Origin of the sequence: Sphingomonas sp. HT-1, assembly GCF_048568905.1 — a bacterium.
Taxonomy (GTDB): Bacteria; Pseudomonadota; Alphaproteobacteria; order Sphingomonadales; family Sphingomonadaceae; genus Sphingomonas.
Map to the genome: position 1 here is coordinate 2,449,956 of NZ_CP183770.1, position 15,906 is coordinate 2,465,861.

The following is a 15,906-nucleotide window of genomic DNA, read 5'->3' on the forward strand; positions in this document are numbered from 1 at the left end:
ACGTCAGACGCCCATGCGGGCGCGCGGGTTCCCCTGATTTTGCCAGCCCTTAGCAAATTCGGTCAACGCATCGTCCTGCGTCGGCAGGTCGATCATCAGCGTGACGAACAGATCGCCGCGCCCGCTGCCCTTCTTGTGAAAGCCACGGCCCTTCAGGCGCAGCACCTTGCCCGAGCTCGAGCCCTTGGGCACGGTCAGCATCACCGGGCCGTCCGGTGTCGGCACGCGTATCTGTGCCCCCAGCACCGCTTCTGTCAGCGTCACGGGCAGGTCCAGGCGGATATCGTCGCCGTCGCGCGTATAGAAGCGGTGCGACTGGATTTCGATGGTGACGATCGCGTCCCCCGGCCCGCCCGGCCCTTCCTCACCCTTGCCGGCCAGGCGCATCTGGGTGCCTTCTTCCAGGCCCGCGGGCAGCTTCAGGTCGATGGTCTTCCCATCACGCAGCGTGATCCGCTGCGGCGCGAGCTTGGCTGCGTCCTCGAACGACACGGCAAGGCGATAGGCGACGTTCGCGCCCTTGGGCTGCGGGCGCCGACCGAAACCGCCGAACCCGCCGCTGAAGCCGCCGCCGCCACGCTTGCCGCCGCCGAAAAGCCCTTCGAAAATGTCGCCGATATCGGCCTCGCCGCCGCCGAAATCGAACTGGCCGCCGCCGGGGCGGAAGCCGCCTGCGCCGCCACCGCCGCCACCGCCGAAGCCGAACGGCGCGGTGGGGTTGCCGTCGCCATCGATCTCCCCGCGGTCGAAGCGAGCGCGCTTGTCCTTGTCGGTCAGCAGGTCATAGGCCTGGGTGACCTGGCTGAACTTTTCCGAAGCCTTGGGATTGTCCTTGTTGCGATCGGGGTGCAGCTCCTTGGCGAGCTTGCGATAGGCCTTCTTGATCTCGTCCTCGCTCGCGCTGCGCGCCACCCCGAGCGTTACGTATGGATCTGCCACCAAAATCCCCAATGCGTCCAATGCCAATCGCCCGCCCCTTACAGGACAGGTGTTAAAGCCCAAACATCGGCGTGCGGATCGTTTCGCGCAAGGGGTGCGATCAGCCGAGCAGCGCCCATGCGCCACGCAGATCGGCCACGAAGTCCTGGTACGCCTGCGCGGCCGCATCGGCATCGGGCAGGCGGAGCAGGTAGCTCGGGTGCACCGTCACCCAGCCGCTGCCGCCTTCGGGCAGCGCCAGCTTCTGGCCGCGCAGCCGGGAAATGGTCGCCGCCTTGCCGGTGATCTGGCGGGCGGCAGTGGCGCCGAGCGCCACGACCAGCTTGGGGCGGACCAGCGACAGCTCCTGTTCGTACCACCAGCGGCAAGCGGTGATCTCGCCGGCATCGGGCTTGGCGTGGATGCGCCGCTTGCCGCGCGGCTCGAACTTGAAATGCTTGACCGCATTGGTGACGTAGACGCGGGCGCGGTCGATCCCCGCCTCGCCCAGCGCGCGATCGAGCATCTGCCCGGCGGGGCCGACGAACGCGCGGCCGGCGAGATCCTCCTGGTCGCCCGGCTGCTCGCCGACCAGCATCATGTCGGCATCGAGCGGGCCTTCGCCGAACACGGTCTGCGTCGCGGGCTTGTAGAGCGGGCAGCGGGTGCACGCCGCCGCCTCGTCGCGCAACGCTTCCCAGGCGCCTTCGACATTGCCGCCGACCGCGCTTCGCGCCGTCTCCACCATCGCCGTCTCCCGCGCCCGGGCACCGGCCACGAGCTCCTTCACCAACGCGGTTTCGGGCATGTTTTTCCAATATTTGCGCGGCATCTCCTTCAGCATCGCGCCGGTCTTGAGGCGGGCGGGGTTGAAGATGGAGGCATAATAGGTCTTCCACACCGCCTCGACCGGATCGTCGGCGGGCGCGTCGCCGCGCGCGGCGGCGGGGCCTTCGCTGAGCGTGTTCCCGTCCCAGTGGAGCGAGACTTCGGGGGTGAGGATCGACCAGCGCATGGCGGCGAACCGCTCGACGAAGAAGCGGGCATTGGCGCGGACGATATGATGCTCGGGCTCGAACCAGGCGATGAAGCGCGGGCCGGCCTCATCCACCAGTTCACGAAAGCGGACGAAGGCGCGCATCTTGTGGATGTCGCGGCGCACCGCCTTGGCCATCAGCTCCAGCCGGCGGACCAGCGGGTCGGCACGATCCTCGATGCGGTGCGGATCGGTGGCGAGCAGCGTGTAGAGGAGCGAGAATCGCTGCGGGTCCGCGTGGAGGATAACGGTCTGCGCCAACTCCACGAACGCTTTGGGGACTCGCAGCGTAAAACCGGCGGTCGCCGGCGGCGGGGCGGCCTCAGCCGCGAACAGATCGCCGCCGCCCTCGCCTACCCGCCACACGACCTCGGGCGGCGCGACATGCGCCTGGGCCAGCGCCCGCGCCGCATCGCGCCAGCCCTCGAAATCATCCTCGGCGGCAAGCGTTACGGCGCGCAACGCTTACTCGCGCTCGTCGCCCGGCGGGTGGGCTTCGGCGCGCTCCAGCTCCTTGGGCTTGCGCGCCTCGAAGATCTTGCCGAGACGCTCTTCCTCTTCCGAGGAAAGCTCCTTCTCGGCGGTGGGGAACATCTCTTCCTCCTCCTCGTCGATATGGTGGAGGTAGCGATCCTTCATCGCGCGGAACTTCGAGAGCCAGGCCGAGGAGGCCATCTCGATGTCCATCAGCTCGCCGAGCAGGTCGTCGACTTCCTTGTGCTCGGAAACCGAGTGCCGCGCATCCTCGCGCAGCTCGGGGTTGGCGAGCATCGTCGCGTAGAGCGACTCCTCTTCCGCCGCGGCGTGCGACTGAAGCTCGAGGCGAAGCTGCTCGAACAGGTCGCGGCGCTCGGGGCTGTCGCCCGAGGTGGCGTCGATCTGGGCGATCAGGTCGCGCTGGCGGTCATGGTCGGCGATGAGGTCGGCGAAGATGCGGGGCTGGTCAGCCATGTGGGAGTCTCCCTGGTTTCCCAGCCCCAACCGGCGGACCTCCCCTAGGTTGCTCCCGCGAGTCGTTCGCAAGCCCGCCCTCACGCGGCGAACAGCTCTAGCTGCTCCTTCTTGGGCGCGATCCAGGCGCGCAGATCGGCTTTATCGGTCAGCGCGACCGGTCGCCAGTCGGCAGTGACGATAAACGGGCGGATCTTGGCCAGCGACACGGTGAGCCGCGCGACATCCTCCAGCCGCAGCCGCCGCCATTTGCGCGCAGCGAGAATCGAAGCAACCGCCTTGGTGCCCAGCCCCGGCACGCGCAGCAGCGCCTCGCGGGGTGCGCGATTGAGGTCGACCGGAAAGCGATCGCGGAAGCGCAGCGCCCAGGCGAGCTTGGGATCGATGTCGAGCGGCAGCATGCCGGTGCCCGGGTCCACCGCCTGCGCCACCTCGTCGGGTCGATAGTCGTAGAAGCGCATCAGCCAGTCCGACTGATAGAGCCGATGCTCGCGCATCAGCGGCGGGCGCTGGAGCGGCAGCACCGCGCTGGCATCGGGGATCGGGCTGAACGCCGAATAATAGACTCGGCGCAGGCCGAACCGATCGTAAAGGCCCGCCGCCCGGCCGATAATGTCGCCATCGGTGGCAGCATCGGCGCCGACGATCATCTGGGTCGATTGCCCGGCGGGCGCGAACTTGGGCGCCGAGCGATAGCGTTTGCGCGCATCCGCCCCGTCTTCGATCGCACTGCGCATGCCAAGCATCGCGCCTTCGATCTGCGGTGCGGACTTCTCCGGTGCCAGCCGCTTCAGCCCCGCGATGGTCGGCAACTCGACATTGATCGAAAGGCGATCGGCATGAAGCCCGGCCTGGTGGATCAGCTCGGGATCGGCATCGGGAATTGTCTTGAGGTGAATATAGCCGCGGAAATGATGGTCCTCGCGCAACGAGCGCGCCACTTCGACCATCTGCTCCATCGTATAGTTGGACGATCGAATGATGCCGGAGGAGAGGAACAGCCCCTCGATATAATTGCGCCGGTAGAAATTGAGCGTGAGATCGACCACCTCGGCGGGGGTGAACCGCGCGCGGCGTACGTTCGAGCTCTTGCGGTTGATGCAGTAATGGCAGTCGAAGATGCAGCTGTTGGTCAGCAGGATCTTGAGAAGGCTGATGCAGCGCCCGTCCGGCGCATAGGCGTGGCAGATGCCGTTGCCGGTGGTGGAGCCCAACCCCTTGCGATCCGCCGAGGTGCGTTTGCTCGTCCCCGAAGACGCGCACGAAGCATCATATTTCGCAGCATCGGCGAGAATCGCCAGCTTCGCCCGGGTGTCGAGTTGCGCCATCACGTTCGATGTATGTTCTCCGCCGCACGCTGTCCAGATGGACGGTCGGCCATCGGCCCTGTACGAGCGCCCATCGGAGGGTTCGGGCATGATTCAGCGGATCGACGGACGCATGCGGGTGCTGGCGCTCGCCATGGCACTTACCTGCCTGCTCGGCTGGCTGTTCAAGGCGCATTGCATGGCGCATGGCTGGGTGGCAGCCATCCAGTACACCAGCGGCTGCTACAGCGATGCGGTGCCGTTCTGGGGCCAGCGCCATGTGGACCAGGGGCTGATCCCCTATCTGCAGACGCCGATGGAGTATCCGGTGCTCACCGGGCTGCAGATCTGGATCGAGGGTGCCGCCACGCGCGCCCTGTTCGGCATCTCCGCCAACGATGCAGGCTTTCTCGGCATCGTCACGCTGGTCAATGCGATGCTGGCCGGGATGATCCTGTGGATGCTTGCGCGGGCCGGCATGGATCGCACCCGGCTGTGGCTGTGGGCCGCTGCGCCGCCGCTGATCCTGTATCTCGGCCATAACTGGGATCTTGGGGCGGCAACGCTGGCGGTAGCGGCGATGCTCGCGGCACGCCGTCAGCGGCTGGTGCTGGCGGCGACGCTCGCGGCATTGGGCGCGGCCGCCAAGCTGTTCCCGGTGCTGCTGCTGCCGCTGATCGGGCTTTCCGCGTTGGCCGGGCCGGAGCCGCGCTGGCGCGCGCGGGTCACCGCCGCCGCCGCCTGCACGCTGGCCGCGATCGGCGCCTGGACGGCGGTGAACCTGCCGGTGGCGCTCGCGGCATCCGAGAACTGGTCGGAATTCTATCGCTTTTCGCAGGAGCGGTCGGGCACGGCGGCATCGACGTGGGAAATCCTTTCGACGCAGCAAATCTGGGTAACGGGTATCGCGGAGCGCAACCTCTATGCCACGCTCGCCTTTCTGGGCGGCGCCGCGGCGATCGTGGCGCTCGGGTGGCGGCAGCACCAGGCAAGGCTATGGGTACTGTTCACCCCGGTGCTGGCCTGGTTCATGCTGACCAACAAGGTCTGGTCGCCGCAGTTCGACCTTTGGCTATACCCGCTGCTGGTGATGACCGCGCCGCGCTTCAAGCCGTTGGCGCTGTTCGTGATCGGCGATGTCGCCGCCTATTTCGCGGAATTCTGGTGGTTCGCCGGCATGTCCGGCGCATGGCCCTATGCCACGCCACACGACATCCTGCTCGCAGCGAGCATCCGGGGCGTCGCGATGCTGTGGGTGATCGCCGATACTGTTCGGCTGCCGGCGCCCGCGTGGATCACCCGCGCGAGCGCCTGATCGATCAGGGCAGCGGCAGGTCCGTCTCGGCCTTCTTCTGCGCGCGGCGCTCGGCACGCGCCGCGGTGGCGCGCTGGACGAAGCAGCCGGTGCCGCCGCCGGCGCCCACCGTCGAACAGCTGCCGGTGCCGAAATTGCCGGTGGTCAGCGCGTCCTGCGAGCGCACCGCCCAGCTCTCGGTCTTTTGCGGGGAGCCTGGGGTCGTGTCGCGGATCGTCTTCGGAATGCGGAAGCGCTCGCCCTCGTCCAGGCGCTGGCATACGACGATTTCCTGGCCATCCTTGTTGGTCGGGCACTTGTCGTTGCCGTAGATGATCAGCACGCCGTTCTGCGCGGCATTCTGCGCCTGGGCGGCGGCGGGCAGCAGCAGCGGTGCCGCCACGGCCGCGGTGATGAAAGCGATCGTCTTGAGCACCCTGTTTCTCCTCTGCCCTAACTTCAAGCCACTATCGGCGCGCAGGCCTTAACCCGCGCTTTCAGATTCGCTTGGAAACCGCGATCGCGAATCGACAGCCCGCGCGGATCACGCCCGACAACAACGGATAAGCCGGCACATTCTCCGCACCGGAAGCAATCGCCGTGTCGCGATGTTCGATTTCTTCGTCGCGAAACCGGGCGACGGCATCGCGCAGCTCGGGATCCTCCTCGCCCAACTGGGCCAGCTGCTGCTCGTAATGCAGATCGATTTCGGTTTCGATCGCCGCAGTGCAGGCCATTGCCGCCTGCGGCCCGAGTGCGGCCGTCACCACGCCCAGGCCGAACCCCGCCACGTCCCAGAACGGCTGCAGCACGGTCGGCCGCACGCCGCGCCGCGCGATCAGCGCGTCGAAAAAGGCGCGATGATGCTCTTCCTGATTGGCCATGCCGCTGATCGTGCGCGCCGTCGGGGTGCGATCGCCCATCACCGCCAGCTGCCCCGCATAGATGCGCGTCGCGCCATATTCGCCCGCCTGGTCGACGCGAACCATCGCCTCGCGGCTTTCGCGCCGATCGCCCGGTTTCCAGCTCATCGCACCGGCCTCCTTGTTGCCAGGAGCGCGATAAGTGCCGCGCCGCCCAGCGAGAAGATGGCATTATAGCCAGCCAGGCTAATGCCGAACATCTCCCACTGCGCCACGTCGCACCGCACGATCGGCCGGCGCAGCGCTTCGGTCAGCATGTCCATCGCCGAGCCCTGCGTCGGCGCGGCGGTGCAGGCGGTGATGCCCTGCCACCAGTGATACTCGGTTCCGGCATGATAGATGCCGATCACGCCGCTTGCGGCGATCAGCAGGGCGGCGAGCAGCACCAGCGCGGTGACGGCACCGCGGCCCCGCACGAAAAAGGCGAGCAGCGCGACGAGGATCGCGCCCAGATGCGGCCAGCGCTGCCAAACGCACATCTCGCACGGCACCAGGCCGCCGAGGAACTGCGATCCGATCGCGCCGCCGAGCAGGGCGAGCGGCAGCAGCAGCGCGATCCAGCGGGCGAGAACGGGGGCGGTGCGCGGCATCACGCTCATTTGCCCTTGCCTGCCGCCGCCGTTTGCGAAAGCCGGCCGATCGTCTGCAGCGCATAGGCGAGCTGGAAGTCCTCGATCCCCTTCTTCTTCAGTTCCTCTGCCGTGGCGGCGAAGCGCGGATCGGTGGCGGTATCTTCCTCCAGCACGCCGTCATCCACTTTCTGCTGGTTGATCAGGTGGCGGCGCAGATCGGCCTCGCGCAGGATCGGGCGCGACTTGTAATCGGGATCGGAAAGCTGCGGCACCAGGATATCGGGCTTGATCCCGCCTTCCTGCACCGAATGGCCCGACGGGGTGTAGTAGCGGGCGGTCGTGAGCCGCAGCGCCGCACGCTGCCCCATCGGCAGGATGGTCTGCACCGATCCCTTGCCGAAGCTGCGCACGCCCATCACCAGCCCGCGATGATGATCCTGCAGCGCGCCCGCCACGATCTCCGATGCGGAGGCGGTGCCGGAATCGACCAGCACGATCACCGGCAGCCCCTTGGCAAGATCGCCCGGGAACACGCTTTCGGCATAATAGCGCTCGATATCGCCCTTCTCGCGGCCGCGCTGCGACACGATCTCGCCATGGCTGAGGAACACGTCCGATACCGCGATCGCCTCGGTCAGCAGGCCGCCGCCATTTTCGCGAAGATCGACGATATAGCCCAGCGGCTTGTGCCCGAGCTTCTTGTCGATTTCCTGGATCGCCAGCGCAGTGTCGCCGCCGGTGCGAGCGGTGAAGGTATTGATGTTGATGATGCCGATGCCGTCCTTCACCTCCCATTTCACCGGCTTCTGGGTGATGATTTCGCGGGTAAGGGTGAATTGCAGCGGCTTGTCGGTGCCGGGGCGCACCACAGTGAGCGCGATCTTGGTGCCCGGCGCCCCGCGCATCTGGGTGATCGCCTCGTCCAGGCTGCCGCCGACGATGAACTTGCCGTCCAGATGGGTGATGAAGTCGCCGGACTTGATGCCGGCCTTGGCCGCAGGGCCGTCTTCGGTCGGCGCGATCACCTTCACCGCACCGTCCTGCTGCGTCACGGTGAGGCCGAGGCCGCCATAATTGCCCTCGGTCTGGATCTTCAGATTATCGAAATCGAGGCCGTCGGCATAGCTGCTGTGCGGGTCCAGCGCAGCCAGCATGCCCTGGATCGCGCCCTTCACCAGCGTCTTGTCGTCCACCTTGTCGACATAGTTGGCCTTCACGGTGTTGTAGACTTCCATGAAGGTATCGAGTTCGCGATAGCTGCTGGTGTCGACCCCCGCCATGGCGCCGGATGTGATGGGAATGATCGCGAGTGCGCCGACGGCGGCGGTAACCTGAAGAAACGAACGCAGCATCAAGAGACTTTCCGGAAGGGCGACCTAGCTGATGTAGGCGACGATAACGGCTTTTGCACGGCGTGTCAGTCGAGCAATTGGGTCAGGTCCAGCGGCCGACCCCGGCGGCGCAGTTCGACCGTGATACGGGCGCCATCGTTCGCCGGCGCGCTGCCGATACGCCCCCCTTGCGCCACACGTGCGCCAGCACGCACGCTCAACGTGCCGAGCCCCGAAATCAGGCTGGTCCAGCCCTTGCCGTGATCGATGATGACGACGCCGCCATAGCCTGAAAAGGGTGCAGCATAGGCGATCGTGCCGGCGCTTGGGGCACCCACGGCCGCGCGCGGTGCGGCTGCAACGGTCAGCCCGCGCGCGCGGACCCCAGCGGGCGAAATCTCGCCGAACCCGGTGACGATCCGCCCCGCGACGGGAAGCCGATAGGGTGCCGCTCCGCCGTGCCGCACCGCCGCGCTTTCCGGCCGCGGCAAGGGGCCGGGAAGCGCCTGCAGCCGGGCCTGCACCTGCGCGTCGCCCTCGCTCTGCTGGAAATAGGCGGCAAGCTCGCGGGCGGCTTCGCCCAGTGCCAACGCGCGGTCCTCCTCGGCCAGTGCGCTGCGGCCCAGCGTTTCGGCGCGGAGCCGGTGTACGGCCTCCAACTGCACCGCCGCCAGCCGTTCGCGCTCCAGCGCGGCGGTACGGCGTGCCAATTCCTCGGTGGCGGCGGCGGCGGCGGTGCGCAGCGTGCGCGAACGAACGATATCGGCACGTACGCCGGCGCTGCGCGCTTCGATCGCAGGCAGCAGGCTCGCCAGCGTGGCGCGGACATGGACCATATCCTGCGCCGAGCCCGGCTGGGCAAGCGCCAACACCGCCGGGCGGCGCGCCATCGCCTGCAAGGCAGCGACGAGTTCCAGCGCCGGCCGCTGGCGCTCGCCCAACGCGGCGCGTTGGCGATCGAGCAGTCCGTCGAGCAAAGCGACACGGGCTTGCGCCGCAGAGAGCGCCGCCTCCGCCGCCTTCACCCGTTCCGCTGCCGCTGCCTGTTCTGCGCGCGCACGAACAGCCTGGTCCTGCTCGGCCGCCGCCGCCCGATCGAGTGCCGCGGCGCGTGCGATCGCCGCCTTCGCCGCTTCGCCAGCGTCCAGCAATCGGCGTGCCTGGGTACGGGTAGCGTCCGGACGCGGCTGTCCCAAAGCGCCGACAGCACCGATCGCGACCAGCGTTGCGGCCAGGATCAGGCTCCGGCGCGGCCCCATGGGTCAGCCCTCGCGGTGATAGGGGTGGTTGGCGAGGATCGATGCCGCCCGCCATAGTTGTTCGGCGAGCATCGCGCGGGCCAGCATGTGCGGCCAGGTCGCTTTGCCGAAGCTGAGCAGCATGTCCGCCGCCTTGCGATCGGCATCGTCGAATCCGTCCGCCGCGCCGATCAGGAAACGCGTTTCGCGGACGCCGTCGTCGCGCCAGGCACCTAGCCGTGTCGCCAGCGTCTTGGAGGGCAGGTTCTCGCCCAGTTCGTCGAGCATCACGATCCGCGTGCCGGGGGCGATGACGGGCATCTTGCCCCCGGTATCGGGCAGTTCAGTGACGCGCACCGGCCACGTCACGCGCTTCAGATAGCGGTCGACTAGCTCGGCTTCCGGACTGCGCCCGATCCGGCCGCGCGCGACGATGTGCAGCAACATTGCGCGCGTGCCGGAATCAGATCAGGCCTGGCCCTCGAACGACCACATCCGCTCGAGATTGTAGAAGCTGCGCACTTCCGGGCGGAACAGATGGACGATCACGTCGCCCGCGTCGATCAGCACCCAGTCGGCAGCCGGCAGGCCTTCGACGCGCGGGGTGCGGCCCTGCTCTGCCTTCAGCTTCTCGGCCAGCTTCATCGCCATCGAGGCGACCTGGCGGGTCGAGCGGCCCGATGCGATCACCATGTAATCGGCGATGCTGCTTTTCCCGGCGAGCGGGATCGAGACGGTTTCCACCGCCTGATCGTCTTCCAGCGAAGCGAGCACGAGCCTATGCAGCGCTTCGACGCTGTCGGCGTCGTTCGAACGCTGCATATTGGGGGATGTGGCCAAGGTTGCTCCTAGTCTAGCGACTGTCTGTGCTGATGGATGGATACGGCGCCGGACTCTCCTTTTCCATAGTCGGAGAAGTGCCGAGGAATCGCCGGTGCCAGGCTGGATCGGCAGCCCGAAGGCGCGTTGCCGACGTCGGATCGGGGCGGAAGCGCAACAGCACAAGTGCCGGCAATCTCCATCGCGTCCAATGTTTCGCCTGGCCTGCGGGCCGCACAGCGCGCCGCAGCCAACCCATTGCAGGACTTGCATGGGCACCGCGATCATACCCTGGACGCGCGACAACCGCAATCGGAACCTGACGGGCGATGTGCCGCCATCGTTCCCAGCGATGGAACTGCGCAAGATTGTCCGCCCCCATCAGCCAGATAAAGCGATGATTGGGATAGAGCCGGGGCAGCTTGGTCAGCGTATCGGCGGTATAGCGAGTCTTCAGCTTCTTCTCGATGGCGGTCGGCCGGATCGGCGCATGCCGCGCCATTGCCCGCGCCGAAGCAAGCCGCGCCTGGAACGGCGCCATGCCGGCCTTCTCCTTCAGCGGGTTGCCGGGCGAGACCATCCACCAGACTTCGTCGAGATCGAGCGCGCGCAAGGCATGAAGCGACAATCGCCGATGCCCACGATGCGCCGGATTGAACGAGCCCCCGAGAAGTCCGATGCGCTTCAAGAGTGGGTCGGGCGCTTCAAGGCCGGGTCTGGCCAGTGCCGAGCACCAGCCATTTGTAGGTGGTCAGCCCCTCCAGCGCCACCGGCCCGCGTGCGTGCAGGCGGCCGGTGGAGATGCCGATTTCGGCGCCCAGCCCGAACTCGCCACCATCGGCGAACTGGGTCGAGGCGTTCCACATCACGATCGCGCTGTCCACGGTGTTGAGGAAGCGCGCCGCCGTCTCTGCGTCCTCGGTGATGATCGCGTCGGTATGGTGCGAGCTGTGCGCGGCGATATGCGCCACGGCGCCGTCCACGCCGTCGACCAGCTTCACCGACAGGATCGCCTCGAGATACTCGGTGTCCCAATCTTCGTCGGTAGCGAGCTGCACGCGCGGGTCGAGCGCCTGCACTTCGGAATCGCCGCGCAATTCGCACCCCGCTTCGGCCAGTGCGGCAAGGATCGGCTTCGGATCGCCAAAGCCGCGGTCGATCAGCAGCGTCTCGGTCGCGCCGCAAATGCCCGTGCGGCGCATCTTCGCGTTGACCACCAGCGCGACCGCCATCGTCGGATCGGCAGCGCGATCGACATAGGCGTGGTTGATGCCGTCGAGATGCGCGAGCACCGGCACCCGCGCCTCGGCCTGGACGCGCGCGACAAGGCTCTTGCCGCCGCGCGGTACGACCATGTCGATCAGCCCTTCCGCCGTGAGCATCGCCCCCACCGCGGCGCGATCGGTCACCGGCACCAGCTGGATCGCATCGGCGGGCAGGCCCGCCTGCGTCAGCCCATGGACCAGCGCGGTATGGATCGCGCGGTTGCTGCGGATCGCTTCCGAGCCGCCGCGCAAGATCGCGGCATTGCCGGACATCAGGCACAGCGCGCCGGCATCGGCGGTGACGTTCGGGCGGCTTTCGTAAATGATGCCGATGACGCCGATCGGCACGCGCACCCGCTTGAGCACGAGGCCATTGGGACGGGCACGCTCGTCGAGCACGCTGCCCACCGGATCCTCAAGCCCGGCGACCGCCTCGACACCGGACGCCATGCCCTCGATTCGCTTCGCGTCGAGCAGCAGCCGGTCGAGCATCGCGTCGGACAGGCCGTTCGCCTTGCCGGCGGCCATGTCCTCGGCATTGGCGGCAAGAATCGCGTCCTGCGAGGCGCGGATCGCGGCGGCGGCCGCACGCAGCGCCTGCGCCTTGGAAGGGCTCGGCAGCGCCGCCAGCACCGTGGCGGCCGCACGGGCGCGGCGGCCCATATCGGTGATCAGCATCTGCGTGTCGGGCGTGTCGATGTCGGCCATGCTGCAGTCGCTAGCACGAAGCGCGCGAAGCTGATAGCCTTGGGGCCCATGGGGGAATTTGACGCAGCCGGCGAACTGGTTACGGGGGGCCTGCTCGGTCGTGCGGTGGAGCCGCGCGCGGGCGAAGGCCATGGACATGGGCATGGCACGATCTGCCTGAACTGCGGCACGGCGCTGATCGGCCCGCACTGCCACGAATGCGGCCAGTCGGGGCATGTCCATCGCTCGCTTGGCGCCATCGGGCACGAGTTGCTGCACGGCGTCGCCCATTTCGAAGGGAAGATGTGGCGGACGCTGCCGCTGCTCGCTTGGCGGCCGGGCGACCTGACTCGCCGCTACATCGCCGGCGAGCGCGCCCGCTTCGTCTCGCCGATGGCGATGTTCCTCTTCTCGATCTTCACCATGTTCGCGATCTTCCAGATCTTAGGCATCTCGGCGCCTACCGATCTGGAGACCGCAACTGCGCGTCCCGCGGCGGCTATCCAGCACTCGATCGAAAAGGCCGAATCAGGCCGCGCCCGCAAGGCCGCCAAACTTGCCAAGCTTGACGCCAATGACTCGGATCGCGCCGAACTGCAGGAGGATATCGCCAAGGCAGATCGGTATATCGCCAAATATAAGGCCTCAGCTGCGCAGCTGCCGCAAGACGAGAGCGAGATACCAGAGGGCTTTCAAACCAATACTGGCTGGCATACGCTGGATTACGGCATTGAGAAGTGGCAGAAGAATCCGGCACTGATGCTGTACAAGTTGCAAGCAAGCATCTATAAGTTCTCGTGGCTACTGATCCCGCTGTCGGTGCCGTTTGTTTGGCTGCTGTTTTTCTGGAAGCGACAGTACAAGCTCTACGATCACGCCGTTTTCGTCACCTATTCGATCGCGGCGATGTCGTTGCTGTTCATCGTCGTCACACTGCTCAGCGCGGTGCGGGTGCCCGACGATGCATTGATGACGATCGCGATGGTCGTGCCGCCGGTGCATTTGTGCGTGCAGCTCAAACAGGCCTATGGCCTGCGCTGGCGCTCCGCGATCCTGCGCACCATCGTGCTGCTATGGTTCATCGGCATCATCGCCTTGCTGTTCCTCGCGATTCTCGCGCTGCTCGGGATCATGGGCTGACGCGTCAGCGGCACGGATAGCGGCGGTGCATCATCGCCGCGAAGGCCGATGTAACGCTGATGCCGCGGCGGGCAGGCGGTATCTTTTCGAATTCGGCAATCAGTTCGTCGCTGCCGAGCTTCACCTGCCCCTTGGGCGGCGGGCAGCTACGCGGGCGCTTGCCGGCGGCCGCCGCCGCGGCGAGGTCGGCACGATAGGCGGCGGAGGCTGAATCCACCTCCCGCTTGAGCAATCCGATGTCCGGCGACAGCAGCGCCATCGGCCCCTTCGCCTTGAGTGCCTGCACCTTGGCGAGGAAGTCGGCCACGGTCATCGCCTGGGCGGGTGCCGCCCCCATCGAAAGCGCCAATGCCCCTGCCATTATCGCCCTGCGCATAGAAAAACTGCTCCCGGATCATGAACCCGGGAGCAGCTTCTAGAACAGCGGCGCGCGCGCCGACAATCGCGGATCAGGCACCTTGCGGAGCAGGATTGCCGAACGGCCCCTTCAGCCGGCGCGTCTTCGGGATCGACGTGCCGCCCGCAACGGGCATACCGTGCACGCCGGTGGGGTCGCCCCGGTCCAGCGTATCGCCGGCGATCAGCTTCTTGATCTCTTCGCCGGTCAGCGTCTCATATTCGAGCAGCGCCTGCGCAATGGTGTGCAGCTGGTCGATATGGTCGCCCAAGATCTGGCGTGCCCGGTTCAGGCCCTTCTCGACGAAGCTCTTGACCTCGGCATCGATCAGCCGCGCCGTTTCGTCGGACATCGGCTTGGCGCGCTGCACCGAATAGCCGGTGAAGCTGTCCTCGCTCTCCGAGAAATCCAGCGGGCCGAGATTGTCCGACAGACCCCATTTGGTGACCATCGCGCGGGCGAGGCGAGTCGCCTGCATGATGTCGTTCGAGGCGCCCGAGCTGACCTTGTCATAGCCGAAGATCAGTTCCTCGGCGACGCGGCCGCCAAATGCCACGGCGATATCAGCGTGCATCTTGTCGCGGTGATAGCTGTACGAATCACGCTCCGGCAGCGGCTGCACCATGCCGAGAGCAAAACCGCGCGGGATGATCGTCGCCTTATGGATCGGATCCGCCGTCGGCTCGTGCGCGAACACCAGGGCGTGGCCGGCTTCGTGATAGGCGGTCATCCGCTTCTCGTCGTCGGTCATCACCATCGAACGGCGCTCGGCACCCATCAGCACCTTGTCGCGCGCGTCGTCGAACTCCTGCGCCGCCACCAGCCGCTTGCTGCGACGGGCGGCGAGCAGTGCCGCCTCGTTGACGAGGTTGGCGAGATCGGCACCCGAAAAGCCCGGCGTACCGCGCGCGATCACGCGGGCATCGACGTCGGGTGCGATCGGCACCTTCTTCATATGCACCTGCAGGATCTTCACACGACCCTCGATATCGGGGCGCGGCACCTGCACCTGGCGGTCGAAACGGCCCGGACGCAGCAGCGCAGGATCGAGCACGTCCGGCCGGTTGGTCGCGGCAATGATGATGATGCCTTCGTTCGCTTCGAAGCCGTCCATTTCGACGAGAAGCTGGTTCAGCGTCTGCTCGCGCTCGTCATTCTGGTTGCCCAGACCGGCACCGCGCGAGCGGCCGACCGCGTCGATTTCGTCGATGAAGACGATGCACGGCGCCGACTTCTTGGCCTGTTCGAACATGTCGCGCACGCGGCTGGCGCCGACGCCGACGAACATCTCGACGAAATCCGAGCCCGAGATGGTGAAGAAGGGCACGCCCGCCTCGCCTGCAATGGCGCGCGCGAGCAGCGTCTTGCCGGTACCGGGCGAGCCAACCAGCAGCGCGCCCTTGGGGATCTTGCCGCCCAGGCGGGCGAACTTCGACGGGTCCTTCAGGAACTCGACGATTTCCTCGAGTTCCTCGCGCGCCTCGTCGATGCCCGCAACGTCGTCGAACGTGACCTTGCCTTCCTTCTGCGTCAGCAGGCGGGCGCGGCTCTTGCCGAAGCCCATCGCGCCCGAGCCCGAATTCTTCTGCATCTGGCGCAGCACGAAGAAGGCGATGCCGAGGAAGAGCAGGAAGGGCAGCGACTGGACGAGAATATACTGCCAGATCGACGGCGAGTCTTCCGGACGCGCGTTGATCACCACGCCCTTGGCGCGCAGCGTCTCGACCAGCTTGGGATCGCCGGGGTTGTTCGTGCGGAACTTGCCCTCGCTCGCATTGCCGGTGATGACGCCGCTACCTACGGCGATGTTCACGTCCTTGATGTCGCCGGAATCGACTTTGTCGAGGAACGTCGAATACGGGATCGCATTGCCGGCCGGCTGCGTCGGTCCACCCTGGAACAGGGTGACGAACAGCGCCAGCGCCGCGAGGATGCCTACCCAGATGAGCAGGCTCTTCATCCAGGGATTGTTGCCCCCGTTCTCCGGACCTTGCTGCTTGCCGTTCTCGCTCATCGTGTACCCAGTAC

Annotated in this window: 17 protein-coding genes; 2 read left to right on the forward strand and 15 right to left on the reverse strand. The window is 66.8% G+C overall.

Going from position 1 to position 15,906, the window contains the following annotated elements; all coding sequences use genetic code 11:
• Positions 1–3: 3 nt before the first annotated feature.
• From ACNFJ7_RS11305 to ACNFJ7_RS11320, 4 genes are all read right to left on the reverse strand, one after another.
• Entirely contained in the window at positions 4–939 is a 936-nt protein-coding gene (locus ACNFJ7_RS11305) for a DnaJ C-terminal domain-containing protein (RefSeq protein WP_026009368.1), read from the reverse strand.
• A gap of 100 nt (positions 940–1,039) precedes the next feature.
• Positions 1,040–2,416 carry a UdgX family uracil-DNA binding protein gene (locus ACNFJ7_RS11310; protein ID WP_019370908.1) on the reverse strand — a complete coding sequence of 459 codons (1,377 nt, stop codon included), beginning with the start codon at positions 2,414–2,416 and terminating at the stop codon, positions 1,040–1,042.
• Positions 2,417–2,419: 3 nt separating this feature from the next.
• Positions 2,420–2,905 carry a hemerythrin domain-containing protein gene (locus ACNFJ7_RS11315; RefSeq protein WP_019370909.1) on the reverse strand — a complete coding sequence of 162 codons (486 nt, stop codon included), beginning with the start codon at positions 2,903–2,905 and terminating at the stop codon, positions 2,420–2,422.
• 80 nt (positions 2,906–2,985) lie between these two features.
• The gene (locus ACNFJ7_RS11320) at positions 2,986–4,233 is read right to left on the reverse strand and encodes a putative DNA modification/repair radical SAM protein (protein WP_019370910.1); all 1,248 of its coding nucleotides are present in this window, start codon (positions 4,231–4,233) and stop codon (positions 2,986–2,988) included.
• An 88-nt stretch (positions 4,234–4,321) separates the two neighbouring features.
• Here ACNFJ7_RS11320 and ACNFJ7_RS11325 point away from each other — a divergent pair, with 88 nt between their 5' ends.
• Entirely contained in the window at positions 4,322–5,527 is a 1,206-nt protein-coding gene (locus ACNFJ7_RS11325) for a glycosyltransferase 87 family protein (protein WP_019370911.1), read from the forward strand.
• 4 nt (positions 5,528–5,531) lie between these two features.
• Here ACNFJ7_RS11325 and ACNFJ7_RS11330 read toward each other — a convergent pair whose 3' ends face one another.
• The 9 genes from ACNFJ7_RS11330 to ACNFJ7_RS11370 form a co-directional block, all read right to left on the reverse strand.
• On the reverse strand, positions 5,532–5,942 hold the full coding sequence (locus tag ACNFJ7_RS11330) for a hypothetical protein (protein ID WP_019370912.1): 411 nt from the start codon (positions 5,940–5,942) through the stop codon (positions 5,532–5,534).
• 61 nt (positions 5,943–6,003) lie between these two features.
• Positions 6,004–6,537, reverse strand: coding sequence for a demethoxyubiquinone hydroxylase family protein (locus tag ACNFJ7_RS11335; RefSeq protein WP_019370913.1), 534 nt, complete (start codon positions 6,535–6,537; stop codon positions 6,004–6,006).
• The gene (locus ACNFJ7_RS11340) at positions 6,534–7,028 is read right to left on the reverse strand and encodes a disulfide bond formation protein B (RefSeq protein WP_019370914.1); all 495 of its coding nucleotides are present in this window, start codon (positions 7,026–7,028) and stop codon (positions 6,534–6,536) included. The genes ACNFJ7_RS11335 and ACNFJ7_RS11340 overlap by 4 nt, the downstream gene beginning before the upstream one ends.
• Complete coding sequence (locus tag ACNFJ7_RS11345; protein ID WP_019370915.1) at positions 7,025–8,353, reverse strand: S41 family peptidase; 1,329 nt, start codon at positions 8,351–8,353, stop codon at positions 7,025–7,027. The genes ACNFJ7_RS11340 and ACNFJ7_RS11345 overlap by 4 nt, the downstream gene beginning before the upstream one ends.
• Positions 8,354–8,418: 65 nt before the next feature.
• Positions 8,419–9,591, reverse strand: coding sequence for a murein hydrolase activator EnvC family protein (locus ACNFJ7_RS11350; RefSeq protein WP_019370916.1), 1,173 nt, complete (start codon positions 9,589–9,591; stop codon positions 8,419–8,421).
• Positions 9,592–9,594: 3 nt separating this feature from the next.
• Positions 9,595–10,017 carry a 23S rRNA (pseudouridine(1915)-N(3))-methyltransferase RlmH gene (locus ACNFJ7_RS11355; RefSeq protein ID WP_019370917.1) on the reverse strand — a complete coding sequence of 141 codons (423 nt, stop codon included), beginning with the start codon at positions 10,015–10,017 and terminating at the stop codon, positions 9,595–9,597.
• Between the two features lie 21 nt (positions 10,018–10,038).
• Positions 10,039–10,392, reverse strand: coding sequence for a ribosome silencing factor (gene rsfS, locus ACNFJ7_RS11360; RefSeq protein WP_019370918.1), 354 nt, complete (start codon positions 10,390–10,392; stop codon positions 10,039–10,041).
• 31 nt (positions 10,393–10,423) lie between these two features.
• The gene (locus tag ACNFJ7_RS11365; protein ID WP_037514127.1) at positions 10,424–11,077 is read right to left on the reverse strand and encodes a nicotinate-nucleotide adenylyltransferase; all 654 of its coding nucleotides are present in this window, start codon (positions 11,075–11,077) and stop codon (positions 10,424–10,426) included.
• Positions 11,078–11,093: 16 nt separating this feature from the next.
• Positions 11,094–12,362: a glutamate-5-semialdehyde dehydrogenase gene (locus tag ACNFJ7_RS11370; protein WP_026009369.1), complete on the reverse strand. Its 1,269-nt coding sequence runs from the start codon at positions 12,360–12,362 to the stop codon at positions 11,094–11,096.
• Positions 12,363–12,410: 48 nt separating this feature from the next.
• Here ACNFJ7_RS11370 and ACNFJ7_RS11375 point away from each other — a divergent pair, with 48 nt between their 5' ends.
• On the forward strand, positions 12,411–13,481 hold the full coding sequence (locus tag ACNFJ7_RS11375; RefSeq protein WP_019370921.1) for a DUF3667 domain-containing protein: 1,071 nt from the start codon (positions 12,411–12,413) through the stop codon (positions 13,479–13,481).
• A gap of 4 nt (positions 13,482–13,485) precedes the next feature.
• Here the strand turns inward: ACNFJ7_RS11375 and ACNFJ7_RS11380 are convergent, their stop codons facing one another.
• Together ACNFJ7_RS11380 and ftsH are read right to left on the reverse strand one after the other, a co-directional pair.
• A complete protein-coding gene (locus ACNFJ7_RS11380; RefSeq protein ID WP_082664392.1) occupies positions 13,486–13,857 on the reverse strand; it encodes a hypothetical protein in 372 nt (123 codons plus the stop codon).
• A 73-nt stretch (positions 13,858–13,930) separates the two neighbouring features.
• Positions 13,931–15,892 carry an ATP-dependent zinc metalloprotease FtsH gene (ftsH, locus tag ACNFJ7_RS11385; RefSeq protein WP_019370923.1) on the reverse strand — a complete coding sequence of 654 codons (1,962 nt, stop codon included), beginning with the start codon at positions 15,890–15,892 and terminating at the stop codon, positions 13,931–13,933.
• Positions 15,893–15,906 lie beyond the last annotated feature (14 nt).

Excerpts from the sequence above, each read along its gene's own strand:
- ACNFJ7_RS11315 (WP_019370909.1), bottom strand. The coding sequence starts at position 2,905 with ATGGCTGACCAGCCCCGCATCTTCGCCGACCTCATCGCCGACCATGAC.
- ACNFJ7_RS11320 (WP_019370910.1), bottom strand. The coding sequence starts at position 4,233 with ATGGCGCAACTCGACACCCGGGCGAAGCTGGCGATTCTCGCCGATGCT.
- ACNFJ7_RS11325 (WP_019370911.1), top strand. The coding sequence starts at position 4,322 with ATGATTCAGCGGATCGACGGACGCATGCGGGTGCTGGCGCTCGCCATG.
- ACNFJ7_RS11335 (WP_019370913.1), bottom strand. The coding sequence starts at position 6,537 with ATGAGCTGGAAACCGGGCGATCGGCGCGAAAGCCGCGAGGCGATGGTT.
- ACNFJ7_RS11340 (WP_019370914.1), bottom strand. The coding sequence starts at position 7,028 with ATGAGCGTGATGCCGCGCACCGCCCCCGTTCTCGCCCGCTGGATCGCG.
- ACNFJ7_RS11345 (WP_019370915.1), bottom strand. The coding sequence starts at position 8,353 with ATGCTGCGTTCGTTTCTTCAGGTTACCGCCGCCGTCGGCGCACTCGCG.
- ACNFJ7_RS11350 (WP_019370916.1), bottom strand. The coding sequence starts at position 9,591 with ATGGGGCCGCGCCGGAGCCTGATCCTGGCCGCAACGCTGGTCGCGATC.
- ACNFJ7_RS11355 (WP_019370917.1), bottom strand. The coding sequence starts at position 10,017 with ATGTTGCTGCACATCGTCGCGCGCGGCCGGATCGGGCGCAGTCCGGAA.
- rsfS (WP_019370918.1), bottom strand. The coding sequence starts at position 10,392 with ATGCAGCGTTCGAACGACGCCGACAGCGTCGAAGCGCTGCATAGGCTC.
- ACNFJ7_RS11370 (WP_026009369.1), bottom strand. The coding sequence starts at position 12,362 with ATGGCCGACATCGACACGCCCGACACGCAGATGCTGATCACCGATATG.
- ACNFJ7_RS11375 (WP_019370921.1), top strand. The coding sequence starts at position 12,411 with ATGGGGGAATTTGACGCAGCCGGCGAACTGGTTACGGGGGGCCTGCTC.
- ACNFJ7_RS11380 (WP_082664392.1), bottom strand. The coding sequence starts at position 13,857 with ATGCGCAGGGCGATAATGGCAGGGGCATTGGCGCTTTCGATGGGGGCG.
- ftsH (WP_019370923.1), bottom strand. The coding sequence starts at position 15,892 with ATGAGCGAGAACGGCAAGCAGCAAGGTCCGGAGAACGGGGGCAACAAT.